The organism is Marinobacter shunpengi (assembly GCF_045449715.1).
Taxonomy (GTDB): domain Bacteria; phylum Pseudomonadota; class Gammaproteobacteria; order Pseudomonadales; family Oleiphilaceae; genus Marinobacter.
Genome location: NZ_JBJJLA010000006.1, coordinates 50,422 through 73,043 on the forward strand (window position 1 = coordinate 50,422; position 22,622 = coordinate 73,043).

The 22,622-nt window shown below is 60.7% G+C and carries 15 protein-coding genes; 11 read left to right on the plus strand and 4 right to left on the minus strand.

Annotated features, from left to right (window positions below; translation table 11 throughout):
* Window positions 1–71: 71 nt before the first annotated feature.
* The 3 genes from ACJO3T_RS02245 to ACJO3T_RS02255 form a co-directional block, all read right to left on the minus strand.
* Window positions 72–725: an SPOR domain-containing protein gene (locus ACJO3T_RS02245; protein WP_406977675.1), complete on the minus strand. Its 654-nt coding sequence runs from the start codon at window positions 723–725 to the stop codon at window positions 72–74.
* Window positions 726–743: 18 nt separating this feature from the next.
* Entirely contained in the window at window positions 744–2,432 is a 1,689-nt protein-coding gene (argS, locus tag ACJO3T_RS02250; protein WP_406977676.1) for an arginine--tRNA ligase, read from the minus strand.
* Between the two features lie 123 nt (window positions 2,433–2,555).
* On the minus strand, window positions 2,556–4,730 hold the full coding sequence (locus ACJO3T_RS02255; protein ID WP_406961095.1) for a primosomal protein N': 2,175 nt from the start codon (window positions 4,728–4,730) through the stop codon (window positions 2,556–2,558).
* A 221-nt stretch (window positions 4,731–4,951) separates the two neighbouring features.
* Here ACJO3T_RS02255 and rpmE point away from each other — a divergent pair, with 221 nt between their 5' ends.
* Both rpmE and ACJO3T_RS02265 read left to right on the plus strand, forming a co-directional pair.
* On the plus strand, window positions 4,952–5,170 hold the full coding sequence (gene rpmE / locus ACJO3T_RS02260; protein ID WP_328184518.1) for a 50S ribosomal protein L31: 219 nt from the start codon (window positions 4,952–4,954) through the stop codon (window positions 5,168–5,170).
* A 248-nt stretch (window positions 5,171–5,418) separates the two neighbouring features.
* Window positions 5,419–6,684, plus strand: a complete 1,266-nt coding sequence (locus tag ACJO3T_RS02265) for a malic enzyme-like NAD(P)-binding protein (RefSeq protein WP_406961098.1) — start codon at window positions 5,419–5,421, stop codon at window positions 6,682–6,684.
* Between the two features lie 144 nt (window positions 6,685–6,828).
* Here ACJO3T_RS02265 and ACJO3T_RS02270 read toward each other — a convergent pair whose 3' ends face one another.
* Window positions 6,829–9,336: a penicillin-binding protein 1A gene (locus ACJO3T_RS02270; protein WP_406977677.1), complete on the minus strand. Its 2,508-nt coding sequence runs from the start codon at window positions 9,334–9,336 to the stop codon at window positions 6,829–6,831.
* 268 nt (window positions 9,337–9,604) lie between these two features.
* Between ACJO3T_RS02270 and ACJO3T_RS02275 the strand changes: the two genes are divergently transcribed.
* The 9 genes from ACJO3T_RS02275 to gltB all read left to right on the plus strand — a co-directional run bounded on the left by ACJO3T_RS02275 (window position 9,605) and on the right by gltB (window position 22,546).
* Window positions 9,605–10,669 (plus strand): pilus assembly protein PilM, encoded by a 1,065-nt coding sequence (locus ACJO3T_RS02275; protein ID WP_406961101.1) that lies wholly within the window; start codon window positions 9,605–9,607, stop codon window positions 10,667–10,669.
* Window positions 10,669–11,235, plus strand: a complete 567-nt coding sequence (locus tag ACJO3T_RS02280; RefSeq protein ID WP_406961103.1) for a PilN domain-containing protein — start codon at window positions 10,669–10,671, stop codon at window positions 11,233–11,235. Before ACJO3T_RS02275 ends, ACJO3T_RS02280 begins: the two co-directional genes overlap by 1 nt.
* The gene (locus tag ACJO3T_RS02285) at window positions 11,232–11,843 is read left to right on the plus strand and encodes a type IV pilus inner membrane component PilO (RefSeq protein WP_406961105.1); all 612 of its coding nucleotides are present in this window, start codon (window positions 11,232–11,234) and stop codon (window positions 11,841–11,843) included. The genes ACJO3T_RS02280 and ACJO3T_RS02285 overlap by 4 nt, the downstream gene beginning before the upstream one ends.
* A gap of 2 nt (window positions 11,844–11,845) precedes the next feature.
* Window positions 11,846–12,391, plus strand: coding sequence for a pilus assembly protein PilP (locus tag ACJO3T_RS02290; RefSeq protein ID WP_406961107.1), 546 nt, complete (start codon window positions 11,846–11,848; stop codon window positions 12,389–12,391).
* A gap of 14 nt (window positions 12,392–12,405) precedes the next feature.
* Complete coding sequence (locus ACJO3T_RS02295; RefSeq protein WP_406977678.1) at window positions 12,406–14,529, plus strand: type IV pilus secretin PilQ; 2,124 nt, start codon at window positions 12,406–12,408, stop codon at window positions 14,527–14,529.
* Window positions 14,530–14,622: 93 nt separating this feature from the next.
* A complete protein-coding gene (gene aroK, locus ACJO3T_RS02300; RefSeq protein WP_406961111.1) occupies window positions 14,623–15,189 on the plus strand; it encodes a shikimate kinase AroK in 567 nt (188 codons plus the stop codon).
* On the plus strand, window positions 15,182–16,270 hold the full coding sequence (gene aroB / locus ACJO3T_RS02305) for a 3-dehydroquinate synthase (protein WP_406961113.1): 1,089 nt from the start codon (window positions 15,182–15,184) through the stop codon (window positions 16,268–16,270). The genes aroK and aroB overlap by 8 nt, the downstream gene beginning before the upstream one ends.
* A 29-nt stretch (window positions 16,271–16,299) precedes the next feature.
* Window positions 16,300–17,850: an AAA family ATPase gene (locus tag ACJO3T_RS02310; RefSeq protein ID WP_406977679.1), complete on the plus strand. Its 1,551-nt coding sequence runs from the start codon at window positions 16,300–16,302 to the stop codon at window positions 17,848–17,850.
* Window positions 17,851–18,094: 244 nt separating this feature from the next.
* A complete protein-coding gene (gltB, locus tag ACJO3T_RS02315; RefSeq protein WP_406977681.1) occupies window positions 18,095–22,546 on the plus strand; it encodes a glutamate synthase large subunit in 4,452 nt (1,483 codons plus the stop codon).
* The last annotated feature ends 76 nt before the right edge of the window (window positions 22,547–22,622 follow it).

Sequence of the window (22,622 nt, forward strand, 5' to 3'; positions counted from 1 at the left end):
GAAATCGAAGTGATTTCCGAGATATGGAGCCGGCCTGCGGGATTTCAAGGCACGGTGTGAAAGCCGGGGACTCACTCTTTGGGGATTTTCCGTACCAGCGGCTGGATACTGATGGCCACCAGCTTGTCCACGGCGGAATTCATCTGGCTGCGGCTGTCGAACGGGCCCACGTTTACCCGGTACCAGGTGTTACCTTCCTCGATATCAATCCGGGACACCTTGGCGCGGAGGCCCTGGAAGGCGATCTGCGCGCGCTGGCGTTCGGCGTCCTCTGAGCTGCGGAAGGAGCCGGCCTGCACCAGGTAGCGGAAGTCCTGGGTGTCCGGGCTGGGGGTGTATTCGTCCACATTGGGTGGCACCACCTCCGACTCCGGCAGCATGTCGTAGAACTTGAACCTGGGCTGCTCCCGGGCGGTATCGTTATTGGTTTCCGGGGCTGGCTCGACGGGCTGGCTCACCGGTGGGCTGGTGTCGCCCCCGGCTGGCGTGCCGCCGTCGGGTTCCAGGGTGTTCAGGTAGAAGATGAAGCCGATAAATCCACCGACCGCCGCCAGTGACAGGATCCAGCGCACAGACAGTCCTCCGCTTTGCTTTCCGGCCCCGACCAGGCGACGGCGCGGGGTGCTCTTGGGTGTGTTTGCCCGGGCGCGGGTCTTCCGGGGGGGCGGTGCACTGTTGACCGCTCCCCTGCCGGACGACTGCTTGCGGGCGTAATCCCTGGCCAATGGGGTATCTCCTGCCGGCTACATTTCTTCCGGGGCGCTGATACCCAGCAGGTCCAGCCCGTTGGCGATCACCTGTCGCACGGCCAGGTACAGGGTCAGGCGGGCGTCGCGCAGGGCGGTATCGTCCACCAGTGCCTTGTGGGCGTTGTAGTAGGTGTGGAACTGGCCCGCCAGCTCCCGCAGGTAATGGGTCAGGTGGTGCGGCTCCCGGGTATCGGCGGCGCTGCGGATCAGCTCCGGGTATTTCGCCAGCTGATTGGCGAGCTCCTTTTCCTCGTCCAGGGTCAGCAGACCCAGGTCCCCGGCCACGTCATTGAAGCCCCGTTCCACGCCGTGCTCTTCTGTCAGCTTGCGCAGCACGCTACAGATCCGTGCATGGGCGTACTGAATGTAGTACACCGGGTTCTCGTTGGTCTGGGACCGGGCCAGGTCGATGTCGAAGGTGAGCTGAGAGTCCACACGACGGGCCGCCAGGAAGAAGCGGGTGGCATCCCGGCCGACCTCGTCGATCAGGTCCCGCACGGTGACATAGCTGCCGGCCCGCTTGGAGATTTTCACCTCCTGGCCGGAGCGGGTCACCATCACCATCTGGTGCAGTACATAGTCCGGCCAGCCCTGGGGGATGCCGGCCTTCAGTGCCTGCAGGCCGGCGCGAACCCGGGTGACGGTAGAGTGATGGTCAGCACCCTGTTCATTGATGACTGTGGTGAAGCCGCGCTGCCACTTGTTCAGGTGATAGGCCACATCCGGCAGGAAGTAGGTGTAACCACCGTCCTTCTTGCGCATGACCCGGTCCTTGTCGTCGCCGAACTCGGTGGTTCTGAGCCACATGGCGCCGTCGTGCTCGTAGGTATAGCCGTTCTCCTGCAGACACTTTACGGTCTCTTCCACCTTGCCGTCCTGATACAGGGAAGACTCCAGGAAGTAGACGTCAAATTCCACACCGAACGCCTTCAGGTCCAGGTCCTGCTCCCGGCGCAGGTAGGCCACGGCAAATTCGCGGATTGCCTGGGTGTCCTCCGGATCCGCCTTACCGGTGACTTCCCGGTCATCGGCGGTCACGGTTTCGCCCTTCAGGTAGGCCTCGGCCACATCCTTGATGTAGTCGCCCCGATAGCCGTCTTCGGGCCAGGAGGCGTCGTCCGGTCCCAGGCCTCTGACCCGGGCCTGGACGGATTTCGCCAGATTGTCGATCTGGGCGCCCGCATCGTTGTAATAGAACTCACGGGTGACGTCGTAGCCGTTGGCTTCCAGCAGGCGGGAGAGGCTGTCACCGATGGCCGCGCCCCGGCCATGGCCCACATGGAGGGGGCCGGTGGGGTTGGCGGAGACGAACTCCACCTGCACCTTCTGTCCCTGGCCGCTGTTGTTACGGCCGAACCGTACCCCCTGTTCGAGGATGTCGCCGGCAATGCTGACGGCGCTCTCGGCGGTCATGAAGAAATTGATGAAACCGGGTCCGGCTATCTCCACCTTGGCCACCGCCGGACTCTCGGGCAGGCGAGCCACCAGTGCCTCTGCCAGTTGTCGCGGCGGGCAACCGGCAGCCTTGGCGGCGGCCAGCGCGATATTGCAGGCATAGTCGCCGTGGGCCTTGTCCTTCGTATTGCCAACCTGTGGTGTGAAGGTCTGATCCGCGGGCAGGGTGCCTTCTGACTGAAGGGCGGCCAGTGCTGCGCCGAGAAGTTCGGTGACGGTGTCTTTCATGCTATCCGGTGACCCTTGCTTCGGGAATGTGGTGTGATTGGCCTGGATGCCTTACTGGTTTGAGGGCCGGTATTATCCCGGAAAGGGCGGGGCTTAGCAAAATCCGCAGGTGTTCGTAGGGGACTATCCCGTTTCCAGGGGGTCCACGTCCACCATCCAGCGCAGACTGTTGGGCAGGCGTTGCTGGTCCAGATGGGCACAGAGCCGGGCCAGGATGCGGTTCAGGCTACCCCGGCCAGACGATTGCAGCACCAGTTGTGCCCGATGCCGACCGGCCTTGCGGGCCATTGTCGCGGGCAGGGGGCCCCAGATATCCAGGGTGTCCGAGGGCAGGTCGTTGCGGGCCTGGTCCAGGAAGGTCAGCGCGGCTTCCATGGAGGGGGCTTCCGCCCGCAGGACAGCCATGGCGCGAAAGGGGGGCAGGTTGATCTGCTCCCGTTCGGCCAGCAGTTGGCGGGCCATGGCCAGGTAGTCGCCCTGGGCGATGGTGGTCAACAGTGGATGATCGCTGTGGCAGGTCTGTATCAGTACCTGGCCGGGTTTCTCCCCGCGACCGGCCCGGCCGCTGACCTGCAGCAGTGTCTGGACCATTTGTTCCGGCGCACGGAAATCCACGCTGAACAGGCCGCCATCGGCGTTGACCACCACCACCAGCGTGACATTGGGAAAATCATGGCCCTTGGCCACCATCTGGGTACCCACCAGGATGCAGGGTTCGCCGGAGTTGACCTGCTTCAGGATGGCCTGGATGCTGCCCTTGCGCTGGGTGCTGTCCCGGTCGATGCGCAGTACCGGGACATCCGGAAAGCTGGTGGCCAGCACCTCTTCGGTCTGTTCGGTGCCCTGGCCCACCGGCTGGCAGGCTTCCCCGGCGCATTTGGGGCACTGGCTGAAGGCTGGCTGCTGGTAGTCACAGTGGTGGCAGCGCAGGGCGCGATCCCGGCGATGGTAGGTAAGATGGGTGTCGCAATGGGGGCATTCAGCGATGTGACCACAGTCGAAACACATCAAGACGGGCGCAAAGCCACGCCGGTTGATGTACACCAGCACCTGCTCACCAGCTGCCAGGGTGGCCCGGATATCGTCCATGGCCGGTCGGGACAAGCCCCCGTTCAGTGGCCGGCTGCGGATATCCAGCAGCCTGAGCCGAGGTGGGCGTGCCATCCCGGCGCGTTCGGTAAGGTCCACCTGCAGGTATTTTCCGGTGGCCGCATTCTGCAGCGATTCCAGGGACGGGGTGGCGGACCCAAGGATGATCGGGCAATGGTTCTCCCGGGCCCGGAAGACCGCCAGATCCCTGGCCGAATAGCGGAAACCCTCACCCTGCTTGTAGGAACTGTCATGTTCCTCATCCACCACCATGGCCCGCAACCGGGTAAAGGGCAGCAATACCGCGGAGCGGGTGCCGATCAGGATGACCGGCTCCCCCTCCCGGACCCGGAGCCAGGTCTGCAGGCGCTGCCGGTCGTTAAGGGCTGAATGCCAGACCACGATGCGGTCGCCGAAGTATCGGCGGAACCGGGCCACGGTCTGCGGTGTCAGGTTGATCTCCGGGACCAGTACAAGGGCCTGGCCCCTGTTATCCAGGATGCGTTGCAGGTAGTCCAGGTAGAGTTCTGTCTTGCCGCTGCCGGTAATGCCGTAGAGCAGCGTTGCGGAGAAACCCGTTCCATCCGGCAGGGCATCGGCGGCGACCTGTTGAGCATCGGTCAGGGTGGGGAGCGTTTCGGTAGGTGTGGCAGGTGCCGGTGCAGTTTCCGGTGGTTCGACCTGCCGGAGAAGCCCTTTTTCAACAAGGCTCTTCAGTTGCGGGAGGGTGTAGCCCTGGTCTCGGAGCTGGCTCCAGGCCATGGGATGTGGGCACTCCAGGAGGAGTGACAATAGCTGCTTCTGCTTGCGGGCGTTACCTGGCAGGATCTCGGAAGAGGCGTCGTCGGTTGTCGTCCACCAGGTTTCCTCCCCAGCCGGCTCCGCGGGACGCCCCTTGCGGAGGGCGGGGGGCAGGGCCATGAACAGGCACTCCCCCAGGGGGTGCTGATAGTAACCGGATGCCCAGGTAAGCAGGTTCAGGGTCTCGGTGGGCAGTGCAGGCCAGGATTCCAGGGGCTTACCGACCGGCTTGAGGTCAATGCCCGGCGGCGGGGTGACGTCGGTTTCCACGACCAGGCCGATGGCATGACGCTGCCCGAAGGGCACCTGCACCCGTTGTCCGGGGGTAAGGGCCATCTGCTCGGGGACGATGTAGTCAAAGAGGCGCCGGATGGGGCGATTGAGGGCAACGCGTACGGTCTGGGGCACTACGACTCCGGGCGCACATGGCGGTTGTTTCGGGCGTCGCGTATCTTGCGTCAACGGGCATTTGCACGTAAGATGCGCGGTCTGATTCAGACGGGGTTGATTGTGCCCTGTCTTTCCACTGGATTCAAACATGCGGTGCTCGGCATCAAGGTATTGATAATCTTGAAAAATCGATTCATCAATGCGATGACCGGGTGGCGGCATGACCGGAGAGGTTCGCCATGAAAGAAGGTATTCATCCCAAGTATCACGACATTACTGCCAGCTGCAGCTGCGGCAATGTCTTCAAGACCCGGTCCACTTTTGGCCAGGATCTGCAGCTGGATGTCTGCTCCCAGTGCCATCCGTTCTATACCGGCAAGCAGAAGGTTATGGATACCGCTGGCCGTATTGACCGGTTCCAGAAGCGCTTCGGCGGCCGTATCGGTGGCAAGAAGTAAGAAAGGCCAAGTGCCTGCAGCTGGCGGCGCCGTTGGCAGCGCCAGAAAAGCACCCTCCGGGGTGCTTTTTTTATGGCTGGTGTTCTGTGAGCCTGTAGTGGATATTACGGATACCAGGCCTTGTTTGGTGACAGGCTTCAGTCCATAATGGCGCGCTCACATTTGTGGTGACGCCCGGTGTTTCGGCGTCAATACGCGAATGGTCGAAGAGTGTCCCTTATTTAAACGTGACAAACGGAACAGTGGCAATGTCTCAAGATCTGAAAGAAGCAGCCCTTGAATATCACGCCCAGCCGCGGCCGGGTAAGCTGAGTGTTGAAATCACCAAGCCGACCCAGACATCCCGCGACCTGTCTCTGGCGTACAGCCCCGGGGTTGCCGAACCGGTCCGCGAGATCGCGAAGGACCCCGAGAATGCATATAAGTACACTGCCAAGGGCAATCTGGTGGCGGTCATATCCGACGGCTCCGCCATTCTGGGTCTTGGTAATCTCGGCCCGCTGGCCAGCAAGCCGGTAATGGAAGGCAAGGGCGTTCTGTTCAAGCGTTTTGCCGGTATTGACGTGTTTGACATCGAAGTGGACTCGGAAAGCCCGCAGGCGTTCATCGAAACGGTGGAGCGGATTGCCGACACCTTCGGTGGTATCAACCTTGAGGACATCAAGGCGCCAGAGTGCTTTGAGATCGAGCGTGCACTGATCGAAAAGTGCAGTGTCCCCATTTTCCATGACGATCAGCATGGCACCGCCATCGTCACCGCCGCCGGCATGATCAACGCTCTCGAACTGCAGGGCAAGAAGATCGACGAGGCCAAGGTGGTTTGCCTGGGCGCCGGTGCGGCTGCCATTGCCTGCATGAAGTTGCTGGTGAGCTGTGGTGTTCGCTCCGAGAACATCTACATGCTGGATCGCAAGGGTGTTATCCACTCTGGTCGTGACGACCTGAACCAGTACAAGGCGATGTTCGCCAACGACACCGACAAGCGCACCCTGGATGATGCCATCGACGGCGCGGATGTTTTCCTGGGGCTGTCCGGTCCGGACCTGTTTTCTGTCGAGCAGTTGCAGAAGATGGCGCCGAACCCGATCGTATTTGCCTGCTCCAACCCGGATCCCGAGATCAAGCCTGAGCTGGCCCTGGAGGCCCGCAGCGACCTGATCATGGCGACCGGTCGTTCCGACTATCCGAATCAGGTGAACAACGTATTGGGCTTCCCGTTCATTTTCCGTGGAGCGCTGGACGTACGTGCCACCGCCATCAACGAGGAAATGAAGGTGGCTGCGGTTCACGCTATCCGTGAACTGGCGAAGGAGCCGGTGCCGGCTGAAATCTGTCAGGCCTACGGTGTGGACAGCTTTGAGTTTGGCAGGGAGTACATCATTCCCAAGCCGATGGATGTGCGTTTGCTGGATGTAGTGCCCGCGGCGGTAGCCCGCGCGGCCGTGGATTCCGGGGTTGCCCGCAAGGGATATCCGGAACACTATCCGCTGAAGTCCATGGAAGATATTCGCTGATCAGCGGCGAACGAATGAAAAGCCGACGGTGAAGGCCGTCGGTTTTTTTGTGCCTGCAGGAAAGTCGAGAAGGGTTGTAGCTGGCAGGATTGAGGGCCGGATTGCCCGATCGGGAAGGTCCCGATCGGGTCTTTACAAAACCGGTCAGAACAGGTTGCGAGGCAGGTTGGCGTCGTCGCTGTTACCGCTCAAGCCATTGCCGGCGGTCTGTTCCGGCACGTTTTCGGCGCGGAAGATCTCGGTGATGGCGTTGTCCTGTCCCTGGGCGGCGCGGTCACCGGACTCGGGGTCTATCCGGACACGGACAATGCCGCGGGGCCTCTTCATGTTCTTCGAGGGTATGCCTTCCAGCGCTTCGCGCATGTAGTCTACCCAGATGGGGAGTGCGGCGGTGCCGCCGAACTCACGATAGCCGAGGGTTGCGGGCTGATCGAAGCCTACCCAGGTGGTAGTGGCAATCTCGTGGTTGAAGCCGGAGAACCAGGCATCCTTCTGCTCGTTGGTGGTGCCGGTCTTGCCGCCCAGGTCGTCCCTTTCCAGGACCCGGGCACCGGTTCCGGTGCCCCGCTTGATAACATCCTTGAGCATGGAGTGGAGAATATACACGGCTCGCTCATCCGCCAGCCTTTCCGCCACGCGGATGGCGGGGAAACCCACCACCGGTGTGGGGCTGTTCTCTCTGAGCTGGTCGCAGTTGCGATCACAGAGTATGGCCGGAGGCGCTTCGTAAAGTACCTTTCCTTCGCTGTCGCGGATGGTCTGGATCAGGTATGGCTGTACGTCATAGCCGCCATTGGCGATGACGGCAAAGGCCCGGGCCATGTCCATGGGGGTCATTGAGCCGCTTCCCAGAGCCAGGGACAGGTCCCGGTGGAGGTGGTCGGTGGGCAGCTTCAGGCGATCCAGGAATGCCACCGTGTCGTCCACACCCAGATCCTGTAGCAGGCGGATGGAGACCAGGTTGCGGGAGCGGTAGAGGGCTTCCCGCAGTCGTGTTGGTCCGCCGAACTCGCCGCCGGCATTCTCTGGGCGCCAGCCTGGTTCCATGTCATCCCCCCGGTGGACGATGGGGGAGTCGTTGTAGATGGTTGCCGGGGTCATGCCCTGTTCCAGGGCCCTTAGATAAATGAAGGGCTTGAAGGTTGACCCGGGCTGTCGCTGGGCCTGGATGGCCCGGTTGTACTTGTTCTGGTTGAAGCTGTAGCCGCCGGACAGGGCCTGGATGGCTCCGGTTCTGGCTTCCAGCGATACCAGCGCCCCCTGGACATCCGGTATCTGTGACAGTGCCATCGGTACCGGGCCGACGACCGGGGCGGTGCCGTTCTCCAGTGTGCCTTCCTCTATAGTGGGGGCATCGTCGTTGCTGGCCGCCTCTGTGGCGGCTGGGTTAGCTGTTTCCGGTGGCTGGCGGCGGACGTATACGATATCGCCGACGGAGAGCACGTCTGACACCCTGGAGGGTTTGGGGCCCATGGCGTTGGTGCTCCGGAACCGGCGTGCCCAGGCCATGGTGTCAAAGGGGATGAAGCCCTCGCCCAGGTGCCGGGACCACGCCGTTGCCTGGCCGTCCTCGTTGCTGATGTCGGTAATCAGGACCGGGTAGAGGTCTTCAACCCGGGGGTAGGTTTCCAGGATGCTTTGATAGGTGGCTTCGTCCGCCGGAACCTGATCGGTGGTATCCACCGGTCCCCGGTAGCCATGACGTTGATCATAGGCTTCCAGTCCCCGCTGGAGGGCGGTCGTGGCTGCCGCCTGGTCATCACCGTTTACTGTCAGGGTGACCTGGAAGCCGTCGTTATAGGCGGATTCGCCATAGCGTGCGACCATTTCGGCTCGGGCCATTTCGGCGGCGTAGTCAGCGCTTACTTCGGTCTGTGTGGCGTTATACTTGGCTGTCAGGGGTTGGCTCAGGGCGTCCTGGAATTCGCTGCCCGTGATGTAGCCGAGCTCGCTCATGCGCCCGAGGATCCAGTCCCTGCGCACCTTGGCCCGCTCCGGATTGGCCAGGGGGTTGTAGGCAGAGGGCGCCTTGGGCAGGCCGGCCAGCATGGCCATCTGGGCCAGGTCAAGCTCTTCGACAGGCTTTCCGTAGTAAACCTGGGCTGCCGCCGCCAGGCCGTAGGCCCGGTTGCCCAGATAGATCTTGTTCAGGTACAGCTCAAGGATGGTTTCCTTGTCCAGTTCCTTCTCAATCTGGAAAGATAACAGTATCTCATTGAATTTCCTGGCAAACGTCCGATCCCTGGTCAGGAAGTAGTTGCGCGCCACCTGCATGGTGATGGTGCTGCCGCCTGATTGGATCTCCCCGGTGGAGGCGAGTTCAACCGCTGCACGGCCCAGGCCAATCACATCCACGCCGAAGTGTTCGTAGAAGCGTGAGTCCTCCGCGGCGAGGAAGGCCTGTAGCTGTTTCTCGGGGATTTGGTCGATTGTGACAGGCGTCCTTCTCTTTTCCCCGAATTCTGCTATTAATCTGTCATCTGATGAATAGATCCTGAGTGGCGTCTGAAGGCGGGTATCCAGTAACTGGTGTACCGCCGGCAGGCCAGGGCGGAGATGAAGATAGAATCCGGCAGCGATGAGCATGGCGGAACTGGCCCCAAGAATGGTCAGCCAGATTAAGAAGCGTGATGCTGTAATCAGTCGGGACATTTTTTTCTGACAACTGTTGGATATAAGTCTATCATTTGAGAAATTGCTTTAGGTGTTAAAAGGAGTCAATACTCCTGCAACCTCTCAAAACAACGAGGCTGCATTGTAGACCTAAAACAGAAGAAATTCTCTTACACAAAAAACATATAAAGGGAACTGCTGCGCAGAATTACAAGAATCAGAGCGTAAAAAGCAGTCAGGCCAGGGTTTTACGGCCGGAGTCTGGCACAATGCCAGGCGCAAGGTTGTCCAGGTATAAGGTGAGCGCGTGTTCGGATTACCAGGTAAAAAATCCAGTACCGTACTGGGTGTGGACGTCAGCTCCAGCTCGGTCAAGTTGCTGGAGCTATCAAAGCAGGGCAGTCGTTACAAGGTGGAGAGCCATGCTGTCGAGCCGCTACCCGTAAACGCTGTCGTTGAGAAGAACATTACCGATGTCGAGGCGGTGGGCGACGCCATCAAGCGGGTCGTCAGCAAGGCCCGTACCGGAGTCAAACAGGCTGCGGTTGCGGTGTCGGGGTCGGCTGTCATCACCAAGGTCATCCAGATGAATGCCGGGCTCAATGAGTTCGAGCTGGAAGACCAGATTGCCCTTGAGGCTGATCAGTATATCCCCTATCCCCTGGATGAGGTCGCCATTGACTTTGAGGTCCAGGGGCCTTCCGAGTCCAATCCCGATCAGGTCGACGTGCTATTGGCGGCGTGCCGCAAGGAGAACGTCGACATCCGTGAGGATGCCCTGGATATTGCCGGCCTGACGGCAAAGATCGTTGATGTGGAAGCCTATGCTCTGGAGCGGGCTTACTCCCTGATTGAGCCCCAACTGGACTCCCATGGTGAGGAGCTGGTGGTTGCCATCGTGGATATCGGCGCCACCATGACCACCCTCAGTGTACTGGCCGGCGGCCAGACGGTTTACACCCGTGAGCAGATTTTCGGGGGCAAGCAGCTGACTGAGGAAATCCAGCGCCGTTACGGGCTTTCGGTAGAGGAAGCCGGCCTGGCGAAGAAACAGGGCGGCCTGCCCGACGACTACGAGACGGAAGTGCTTGAGCCCTTCCGGGAAGCCGTGGTCCAGCAGGTGGCAAGGGCCCTGCAGTTCTTCTTCGGGGCCAGCCAGTACAACGCGGTGGATTACGTTCTCCTTGCCGGCGGCACGGCATCCATACAGGGGCTGGCCGAAATGGTGGAGGAGAAGACCGCGACGTCCACGATTGTGGCAAACCCCTTCTCGGACATGGCAGTAGGCTCCCGGGTGAACGCGTCGGCACTGACCAATGACGCCCCCTCGCTGATGATTGCCTGCGGACTGGCGATGAGGAGCTTTGACTGATGGCCAAGATTAACCTCAGGCCCTGGCGAGAGGAGCTCAGGGCGGAGAAACAGAAACAGTTCGTTACCATGTTGCTGGGGGCCGCCATTGTGGCCGCCGGCCTGGCTTTCCTGTGGAAGACGGACATGGATAACCGGATTGCCTATCAGGAATCCCGCAATGACTACATTGAAGCGGCTTCCCGCAAACTGGACAGCCAGATCAAGGAGATAGAGGAGCTTCGCAAGCGGCGTGAAGAGCTCCTGGCGCGGATGGAAGTGATCCAGGATCTTCAGGGCAAGCGTCCGGTGATTGTACGGGTGTTTGACGAGCTGGTGCGCACCTTGCCGGAAGGTCTCTTTTACACCGACCTGAGCAAGAATGACGATCGTCTGACCATTATCGGTATGGCTGAATCCAACAGCCGTATTGCGACACTGATGCGGAATTTCGAGCGCTCGGAGTGGTTTGCCAACCCCAATCTGAGCAACGTTGCCGCAGCGGACAGTCGTCGGGACGGATATAGTGCCTTCGATCTGTTTGTCAGCCAGACTACGCCAGAACCGGAAGAGGAGAGTGAGCAGTGAGCCTTTCGGACTCCCTCAAGAGTATGAACGACTTTGATATCAATGATCTTGATATCAATAACGCCGGCATCTGGCCCGCACCCATCAAGTTCATTGTGGTCCTGATCATCGTCGGCCTGATTGTCGGCGGTGGTTACTGGTTCTTTATCAAGGACCAGTATGCGCAACTGGAGAAGGTCGAGCGCAAGGAGGCGGAGCTGCGCCAGGAATACGAGCGCAAGGCCTATCAGGTGGCCAACCTGGAGGTCTTCAAGCAGCAGATGGCGGAAATGGAAGAAACCTTCGGCGCTCTGGTACGTCAGCTTCCCAGTGATACCGAAGTTCCCGGGCTGTTGGAGGATATTACCAACACAGCCCTTGGCAGTGGTCTGTCCCTGCAGGAAATTCAGCTTCAGAGCGAAAAGCAGCGTGATTTCTATATTGAGCTGCCGATCAATATCCAGGTCAGTGGTTCCTATCACGAGCTGGCGTCCTTCGTGAGCAGTATCGCGGGTCTGCCCCGGATCGTCACGCTGCACGACTTCACCATTTCACCACGAGGCGGTAACGCGGATCAGCTTGATATGCAGGTTGTCGCCAGAACCTACCGCTACCGGGCTGGAGAGTGAGCATGGCAAGACAGCATGCAATGAAAGCCTGGCTGGGCGTCTGTCTGGCAACCCTGCTTGCCGGATGTACCCAGGGAGGCGATTTTTCGGATCTTGATCGATACATGGAAGAAACCCGGGCCAAGCCGCGGGGCCATGTGGAGCCCCTGCCGGAGTTCCAGGCCTATGAGGCCTTTACCTATTCGGCCGCGGATCGCCGGGCGCCCTTCGAGCCACCGGTGGATGTCCAACTGACCATGCTGGACGACACGCCGGAAAGCACTGTGGAGCCGGACCTGGACAGGCCCAAGGAAGTCCTGGAGAACTACGGGCTCACCGAGCTGGAAATGGTCGGCACATTGACCAGTGCAAACGGCAACCTGTTTGCGTTGATTGAGGACGCAGATGGGGGCATTCACCGGGTTCGCAACGGCAACTACATGGGGGCCAACTATGGCCGCATTGTCGGCATCAGCGAGACCCGGGTTGAGTTGCTGGAAATCGTGCCCAACGGCCAGGGGGGCTGGGTTGAGAGGCCCCGATCCCTGTCGCTGGAAGACGAAGGCTAGGGAGCGGCGCGAAGATGAATACACAAAGAAACAGGCAAGTAACACAAGTTTTGGGGTCGAGGCTAGCGATGTTCAGAAAATTCACGGTATTGATGAGCGCGGCAACTCTGGCGATGGCAGCCGGACTTGCCAATGCGGCAACGCTTCAGGACGTGGAGTTCTCCTCGCTCTCTGGCGACCGCACCGAGGTGGTGCTGAGTTTTGACGAGACACCACCGGAACCCAGGGGGTATACCATTGAGCGTCCGGCCCGGATCGCCATTGACCTCAACGATACCGTCAGCGGTCTGGACAGCCGGAGTATGTCTCTCGGGGATGGCAATACCCAGAGCATGACGGTGGTTGAAACCCAGGACCGTACCCGCCTGATTTTTAACCTGTTGGAACTTACGCCCTACGAGACCGAAGTATCCGGCAATACGCTGATTGTGACCATCGGTGACGGGGGTGGCGTTACCGGTTCGATGGCGTCGGATTCGGCTATGCCCTCTTCCTCCGGCGGCGCCAGTGCATCGGCATCTGAACCGGTTTCCGGCGACGCCATTACTGGCGTGGACTTCCGTCGGGGAGCCGATGGTGAAGGTCGAGTCATTATCGATCTGTCGAACAGCAGCGTTCCGGTTGCGCTCAATGAACAGGGCGGTCGAATCCGCCTGGTCATGGATGGTGCGACAGTGCCGACCAAACTGCGTCGTCGTCTGGACGTCACCGACTTCGCCACGCCGGTCACCCGGGTGGACACTTTCACTGAGGGCGGTGATGCGGTTATCGAGATCCGCCCCCAGGGTGCCTATGACTACCTGGCGTACCAGTCAGGTTCCCGTTTCACCGTCAGTGTGGAAAAACTGACCGAGGAAGAGGCTGAGCGTCGTCAGGAAGAGAAGTTCCCCTACACCGGTGACAAGCTGTCCCTGAACTTCCAGGACATCGAAGTACGCTCGGTGCTGCAGCTGATTGCCGACTTTACCGGCCTGAACCTGGTGGCGAGTGATACCGTATCCGGCAGCATCACCCTGCGTCTGCAGAATGTGCCCTGGGACCAGGCCCTGGAGCTGATCCTGAAAACCAAGGGCCTGGACAAGCGTCAGATTGGCAACGTGCTGCTGGTGGCGCCAGCGGAAGAAATCGCTGCCCGCGAGCGTCTGGAACTGGAGACCAACAAGCAGATTGCCGAACTGGCACCGGTTCGTCTGGAGATCATCCAGGTCAACTACGCAAAGGCCGGGGACATTGTTGGGCTCATTCAGGAGGACGAGGAACTGATTTCTGGTCGCGGCTTTATCTCCTCGGATGTCCGTACCAACACCATCAGTGTGCGAGAGACTGCTGAAAAATTGGAAGAGATCCGTCGCCTGATCAACACCTGGGATATTCCGGTGCGTCAGGTGTCCATCGAAGCCCGTATCGTTCGTGCCCAGACCAATGTGGCTGAAAGCCTGGGGGTCCGCTGGGGTGGTGGTTTCCTTGAAGACGATGGTGACAACACCTGGTTCGGCAGTGGTTCCCTTGAAGGGAATGAAAGTGTCTGGAACGACCAGGAAGTGGTCTATCCGGATGCCCTGGTGGTTGATCTGGGTGTTACCGATGCCGGCGCCTCGTCCTTCGCCATTGGTCTGGGTGGCGACAACTTCCTGGTGGACCTGGAGATCTCAGCCCTGGAAAGTGACGGCAAGGCCGAGCTGGTATCCCAGCCCCGAGTGGTTACCGCGGACCGTCAGACAGCCGTGATCAAGTCCGGTGAAGAGATCCCATATCAGGAGGCCTCTTCCAGCGGTGCGACATCCGTATCCTTCAAGGAAGCGGCCCTGTCCCTGGAAGTGACGCCGCAGATTACGCCGGACAACAAGATCATTATGGATCTTCGCGTCAACCAGGATTCCCGGGGTCAGGAAACGGCGGGTATCCCGAGTATCAATACCAATGAGGTAACGACGCAGGTCCTGGTCGGCAACGGCGAAACCGTGGTGCTTGGCGGCATCTTCCAGTCTGAGGTCGCTACCACCGTGACCAAGACACCGTTGCTGGGTGATATTCCCTTTGTCGGTGCCCTGTTCCGTCGGACGGAGAATGTCAATGAACGCAGCGAACTGTTGATATTCATCACACCCAAGATCATGGAAGGTAACCTGATCGACTAGACGGTTGCGTCACCGGAAAGCCGCCGGGTCATACCGGCGGCTTTTTTGTGTTTGTGGTATTCTCTCGGGCCTGTTCAATCGGGAGTTGAAGCAATGCCGTTACCAAGACGAATCGTGCTGGTCGGCCCCATGGGAGCGGGCAAAAGCACGATCGGTCGCCAACTGGCCCGGGAGCTCGGGTATCACTTCCTGGACTCGGACCGCGTGATTGAAGAGCGGTGCGGGGCTGATATTCCCTGGATATTTGATGTGGAAGGGGAGGCGGGGTTTCGTCAGCGGGAGACGGCCATATTAAAGGAACTGTCCGACACCGGTGCATCGGTACTGGCCACTGGTGGTGGTGCCGTGATGAAAGAGGACAACCACCAATGGCTCAAGCGGGATGCGGTTGTCGTCTACCTCAAGGCGTCTCTCGAGCAACAGTTTGAACGCACGCGTAAGGACCGTAACCGCCCGCTGCTGCAGAACGATGACCCCGAGGCCGTGCTCAGGAAGCTGTTTGAGCTACGGGACCCGATATACTCCCATCTGGCCGATATTGTCATGTTGACGGACGGCAAGAGTCCCAGGCTGGTGGTGCGGCAGATTATCAATCGACTGAATCCAAGGACACCGCGTCAACGGCGCAAGGTCAGGAAAGAGGACAGGAACCATGCCTGAATCGTCCCGGGAACTTCGGGTGGAACTGGGTGACCGAAGCTACCCCATTGTTATCGGTAAAGGGCTGCTGGGGCAGCAGGACCTGACGCCCTATGTGGCCGGAAGCACGGTGATGATCGTGACCAACGCCACCGTCGCGCCCCTGTATCTGGAGCAGGCCCGTAACAGTTTCCCGGGCTGCCAGGTGGATGAAGTAATCCTGCCGGATGGTGAGGCCCACAAGAACTGGGAGACGCTCAACCTGATCTTTGATGCCTTGCTGGAGAAGCGGCATTCCCGCAAGACCACGGTAGTGGCCCTGGGCGGCGGCGTTGTCGGTGATATGGCGGGTTTTGCGGCGGCCTGCTACCAGCGGGGCGTGGATTTCATCCAGGTGCCGACGACGCTGCTCGCCCAGGTGGACTCCTCGGTGGGTGGAAAAACCGGAATCAACCATCCGCTGGGCAAGAATATGGTCGGGGCCTTCCATCAGCCAAAGTGTGTGCTGGTGGACACCGATACCCTGAAAACGCTGCCGCCCCGGGAGATCTCCGCGGGTCTGGCCGAAGTGATCAAGTATGGCCTGATTCGGGAGCCCGGCTTCCTGAACTGGCTTGAGGGCGCCATGCCTGAGCTCATGGGCCTGGATGCCGAGGCGCTGACCGAAGCCATCTACCGGTCATGCGAGTGCAAGGCGGATGTGGTGGCACAGGATGAGCGGGAAGGCGGTTTGCGGGCCATACTGAACCTTGGTCATACCTTTGGTCATGCCATCGAAACCCATGCCGGGTACGGCAACTGGCTTCACGGGGAAGCGGTGGGTGCCGGCATGGTGATGGCGGCGGACCTCTCGGCCCGGCTGGGCAGCATTTCCGACAGCGACAGGCGTCGGGTGGAAGCCATTGTCGCCTCTGCCGGACTGCCCACCGGGATTCCCGGGGGGATGACCGCGGATCATTTCATGGATCTGATGGCGGTGGACAAGAAGAATGTCGACGGCCGCCTGCGCCTGATACTCCTGCGCAGCCTGGGTGAGGCGGAAGTGGTCGATGATTTTTCCTTCGAGGCCCTGACCGATACTTTCTCCGCTTTCTGCCATTGAATCATCGGGTATAGGAGGCGAGTACACCCATGAGCGAAGGACTGACCGGGCTGGAAGCCGGTGGCCTGTTCCCCAGGCTGCAGGAGCGGTACGGATTGCGGGAAGATCCGCTGGCCATGGAGGTGCCTTTCTATGCCGGAGCCCAGCGGCAGCACGCCCTGGAGACCCTGAGGCACCTTTGCGGCTTCGGGGACCTGGCCCTGCTGCTTACCGGAGCCAGGGGGGCGGGCAAGACCCGGCTCCTGGGCGAGCTGGTACGCAGTGAAGGGGGGCGCCTGGAGTTTTTCCGGCTCCATGCGGGCAAGCTGGATTCCCTTGAGTCCCTGGTCCGGGACCTGTACCGGAGTATTGGCCGTCGTCCACCAGACGACGAGTCTGCTCGGGAGGCCCTGGCGGGGTTCTTCACCCTGTCGGAGGAAGCAACCTGCAAGGGTCGGCGTCAGGTGTTACTGCTGGATGACGCTGACCAGGCGTCTCCGGGAGTATTGCGTGCCCTGCTGGATGCTTTCCGGGGAGCAGATCGGTCGCTTGCCGCCGTTCCGGTGTTGGCCGGTTCCGGCGCGCTGCGGGAGCAAATCGGACTGGACGACAACGAGGGACTGGCGGCCAGCGTCCACAGCATCGGCCTGCCCTGGTTTGAGCGGGACGATATCCGCCAGTATCTGGAACCGAGGATTGTAAAGGCGGGAGGCAAGCCATCGGAACTGCTGTCGGCACACCGGCTGGAGCAGTTGACGGCCCTGTCGCAGGGGAGTCCCGGTCGGTTGCAGCGTGTGGCCCATGGGGTCTGGCTGGATATCGCCTCGATGCCGCGTCGGGGCCCGGGTTCGGGACTTGGACGTCTTGCCGGGGCCGGGCGCTGGGTGGCCCTGGCGCTTGTGTTGCTGGTAGGGTCCTGGTGGTTTATGGCCAACCGGTACGATGAGGCGGTTGATGTCGACATGTCCGGTAACGAGCCAAAACCTGAACCGACCCGCGCTATCGTGACCGTGGGGCCGGAAAACGCCAGTGGTAATGATCGTAACGCGACAGTACCGCAGGCGACCGATGGGGGCGATTCCGCACCGTCGGTTGCGACAGCCGCAGATCCGGCTACAGTGCCTGATACACTTGACGAAAGTGCCCCGGAAACCTTGCCTGCTCCAGAGCCAGAGCCAGAGCCAGAGCCAGAGCCAGAGCCAGAGCCAGAGCCAGAGCCAGAGCCAGAGCCAGAGCCAGAGCCAGAGCCAGAGCCAGAGCCAGAGCCAGAGCCAGAGCCAGAGCCCAGTGCCGAACAGGTTCAGCCTTTTGTAGCGTCCATGCCGGAACGGTTTGTGCCCAGGGAAGAGGTTCATGCCACAACGGGCTATACCGCCCAACTGGTGGCGGGTTACGAAGAGCAGACGGCCATGACATTCATTCGCCGGTATCCGGAACTTCCGGGGCTGCGTTACACTCGAAGTCAGAGAAACGGGCGAAACTGGTTTGTTGTCTATCTCGGCCAGTTCGACAGTCGGGAGGCAGCGCGCGCTTCCATCGCGGATCTGCCGTCATCGATACGCTCCCAGCAGCCCTGGATCAGGGTACGGGAAGAGATCTGAAAGGCGCCGCGAGCGCCTTTTTTTATGACGTGAAATACAGGGTGGTTAATGGTGCGCCAGCGGTAGCTGTCTGACTTACCTCGTGAATTTCCCGTAGAGGGCGCGAGGTTGGCACTATATTTGTTTGTATAGGTATTTCCACGAGTGTAAAATAGCCAGCCCTTTTTTTCAGTGTCAGCGAAAGGGTAGGTCGAATGAGAACCTAAATCGCTGACAGAAAAGCATTTTATGCGAGAGAACGCTTATGATGACAGGTTTGTATCATCCCGATGAATTCAGGGACAACTGCGGCTTTGGTCTGATCGCGCACATGAAGGGCGAGGCCAGCCACAAGTTGTTGCAAACTGCCATCGAGTCGCTGACCTGCATGACCCACCGTGGTGGCATCGCAGCAGACGGCAAGACCGGTGATGGATGTGGCCTTCTCATCCAGAGCCCCGATGGTTTCCTTCGCAAGGCGGCACAGGCCGCCTTTGGCAAACAGCCCGGCAATCTCTTTGCGGTGGGCCAGATCTTTCTCAGTCCGGAAGAGGCCAGGGCTGAGGCCGGTCGTAAGGCCATTGAACAGCGGTTGACCGCCCGTGGCCTGGAAATCCTGGGCTGGCGTAAGGTACCCACAGATCCGTCCTGCCTGGGTCCCATGGCCCAGGACTGCCTGCCGTGGATCGAACAGGTATTCGTGGTGCCGGGTAAGGAGCAGAACGAGCGGCAGTTTGCCATCGACCTGTTTGTCGGCCGTCGTCTGGCCGAACGTGACATGGCGGAGGATGAGGAGTTCTACATCTGCAGCCTGTCCCACAAGACCCTGTCCTATAAGGGTCTGATGATGCCGGCGGACCTGACCCGGTTCTATCCGGATCTTGGTGATCCGGATCTGGAGACGGCGATCTGTGTGTTCCACCAGCGCTTCTCCACCAATACCATGCCCAAGTGGCCACTGGCCCAGCCGTTCCGTTACCTGGCCCATAACGGTGAGATCAACACCATCTCCGGTAACCGTAACTGGGCGCTGGCCCGTGCCGCCAAGTTCGAAGCCCCCGATCTGCCTGACCTGCAGACCCTGCAGCCCCTGGTGAACCTCACCGGCTCCGACTCGTCCAGCATGGACAATATGCTGGAAGTGTTGCTGGCTGGCGGTGTGGACCTGTTCCGGGCAGCGCGGATGATGATCCCGCCGGCGTGGCAGAACGTGGACACAATGGATTCGGAACTGCGGGCGTTCTACGAATACAACTCCATGCACATGGAGCCCTGGGATGGCCCTGCGGGGCTGGTGCTGTCCGATGGCCGCCATGCCGTCTGTATGCTGGACCGTAATGGTCTGCGTCCGGCGCGCTGGGTGATCACCAAGGACGACTTCATCACCCTGGCGTCCGAGATCGGCACATACAGCTACAAGCCCGAAGATGTCGTGGCCAAGGGCCGTGTCGGCCCGGGCCAGATGCTGGCGGTGGACACCGAGAGCGGCGAGGTGCTGCACACCCGGGATATCGACCAGCGCCTGAAGAGTGCCCAGCCCTACAAGAAATGGCTGCGTGAAAACGGCCTGCGGGTGGAGTCCACCCTGAATACCGCCACGCCGGAATTCAGGCTGATGGACAATGACGAACTCCAGGTGCATCAGAAGATGTACATGGTCACCTATGAAGAGCGTGACCAGGTGCTGCGTCCACTGGCGGAAAATGGTCAGGAGGCCGTCGGTTCCATGGGTGACGACACTCCCATGGCGGTACTGTCCAGCAAGGTTCGCCACGTTGCCGATTATTTCCGCCAGAAGTTCGCCCAGGTCACCAACCCGGCCATCGACCCACTGCGTGAGGCGGTGGTCATGTCCCTGGAGACCTGCCTTGGTGCCGAACAGAACGTCTTCGAGGAGACCGCCGGCCACGCCAACCGGATTATCCTGACCACGCCGGTGCTGTCGCCGGCCAAGTTCCTGCGCATCGAGGGCAATGATCGCCCGGGCTTCGAGGTCGCCAAGATCCGTCTGAGCTACACCCCGGAGCGGGGGCTTGAAAACGGCGTTCGTGACATTTGCGAGGCTGCCGAAAAGGCCGTTTGTGACGGCAAGGTGCTGTTGATCCTGTCGGACAAGGACCTCAAGGAAGGCGAACTGCCCGTCAACAGCCTGATGGCCACCGGCGCGGTCCACCATTACCTGGTGGATAAGGGGCTGCGTTGCGACTCCAATATCATTGTGGAAACCGGCTGGGCCCGTGATCCACACCATTTCGCGGTGCTGTTCGGCTTTGGCGCCACCGCGGTCTATCCGTACCTGGCCTACCAGGTCATTAACGACCTGATCCGTACCGGCGAAATGCTGATGGACCCCATCGACGCCAAGAACAACTACCGCAAGGGCATCAACAAGGGCCTGCTGAAGATCCTGTCCAAGATGGGGATCTCCACCATTACCTCCTACCGGGGTGCCCAGCTGTTCGAGGCAGTGGGTGTTGCCGATGACGTTGTGGACCTGTGCTTCAGGGGCGTGCCCAGCCGTATCCAGGGGGCGACCTTTTTTGATTTCCAGCAGGACCAGGAGCAACTGGCGGCCACGGCCTGGAAGCGTCGCAAGTCCATCACCCAGGGCGGTCTGCTCAAGTATGTCCATGGTCAGGAATACCATGCCTTCAACCCGGATGTGGTAAGCACGCTGCAGGATGCGGTCACCAGTGGCGACTACGGGCAATACCAGGAATACGCTGGCCTGGTGAACAGCCGTCCGGTGTCCACCCTCCGTGACCTGCTGGCCTTCCGCAACGACATCGACCCGGTGGACATCACCGAGGTGGAGCCGGTGGAGAACATCTTCCCGCGCTTTGACTCGGCGGCCATGTCCCTCGGCGCCCTGTCGCCGGAGGCCCACGAAGCCCTGGCGGTTGCCATGAACACCCTCGGAGGTCGTTCCAACTCCGGTGAGGGGGGCGAAGATCCGGCCCGCTATGGCACCGAGAAACGTTCCAAGATCAAGCAGGTGGCCTCCGGTCGCTTTGGTGTCACCGCAGAGTACCTGCGTAGCGCCGATGTCATGCAGATCAAGGTGGCACAGGGCGCCAAGCCCGGCGAGGGCGGCCAGTTGCCGGGGGGCAAAGTCAATGCCCTGATCGCGCGCCTGCGCTACTCGGTGCCCGGTGTCACCCTGATTTCACCGCCGCCGCACCATGACATCTACTCCATCGAGGACCTGGCGCAGCTGATCTTTGATCTCAAGCAGGTCAATCCGAAGGCGCTGGTATCCGTGAAGCTGGTGTCCGAGCCGGGTGTTGGCACCATTGCCGCCGGTGTCGCCAAGGCCTACGCCGACCTCATCACCGTGTCAGGCTATGACGGTGGCACCGCCGCCAGCCCGCTGACCTCCATCCGCTACGCCGGTTCCCCCTGGGAGCTTGGCCTGAGCGAGACCCAGCAGGCCCTGCGGGCCAACGACCTGCGGGGCAAGATCCGCCTGCAGACCGATGGTGGCATCAAGACCGGCCTGGATGTGGTCAAGGCCGCCATCCTGGGGGCCGAGAGCTTCGGCTTCGGTACCACGCCGATGGTCGCCCTGGGCTGTAAGTACCTGCGGATCTGCCACCTGAACAATTGCGCCACCGGCGTGGCCACCCAGGACGATCACCTGCGGGAAGAGCACTTTAAGGGCACGGTGGAGATGGCCATGAACTTCTTCCGCTTCGTGGCGGAGGAAACCCGGGAATGGATGGCGAAACTGGGTGTTCGCAACCTGGAGGAACTGGTGGGTCGCGTCGACCTTCTGGAGCGCCTGCCCGGCGACACCGAGCGTCAGAAGCGGCTGGATCTGAGCCACCTGCTGCAGAACGACCATATTCCGGCGAACAAGCCCCAGACCTGCCAGGTGGAGCGCAACCACCCGTTTGACGAAGGGGCCCTGGCAGAGCGTATGGTGTCGGAAACCGCCGACGCCATCGCGAACAAAAAAGGCGGCACCTGGGAGTTCACGGTGACCAACTGTGACCGCTCCATTGGTGCCCGCCTGTCCGGCGAGATTGCCCAGGTCCACGGTAACCAGGGCATGATGGACAGCCCCATCGTACTCAACCTGACCGGTACCGCTGGCCAGAGCTTTGGTGTCTGGAACGTGGGTGGCCTGAACATGCATCTGGAAGGGGATGCCAATGACTACGTGGGCAAAGGCATGACCGGCGGCAAGCTGGTGGTCCGCCCGCCCCGGGCAAGCACCTTCAAGTCCCAGGAGACCGCCATCGTCGGCAACACCTGCCTGTACGGTGCCACCGGCGGCAAGCTGTTCGCCGCCGGAACCGCCGGTGAGCGCTTTGGCGTCCGCAACTCCGGGGCCCACGCCGTGGTTGAGGGGGCCGGTGATCACTGTTGTGAATACATGACCGGCGGCCTGGTGGCCGTACTCGGCAGTACCGGGTACAACTTCGGGGCCGGCATGACGGGCGGTTTTGCCTATGTGCTGGACCAGGACAACACCTTCGTGGACAAGTACAACCATGAACTGGTGGAGATCCAGCGGATATCCAGCGAGGACATGGAGCCCTACCGGAATCACCTGCGTGGCGTGATCACCGAGCATGTGGATGAAACCGGCAGTGAGTGGGCCCGCCATATCCTTGAAAATTTCGACGACTACGTTGGCCGTTTCTGGCTGGTGAAGCCCAAGGCTGCCAGCCTCAAGAGCCTGTTGGCCAGCACCCGGGCGCGACCGGAGTAAGAGGTTCGCCCGAATGACCGTAGTCAGTGGCCACCCCTGCCAGGCAGGGGTGAGCCCGTCGAGATCACGATGATGA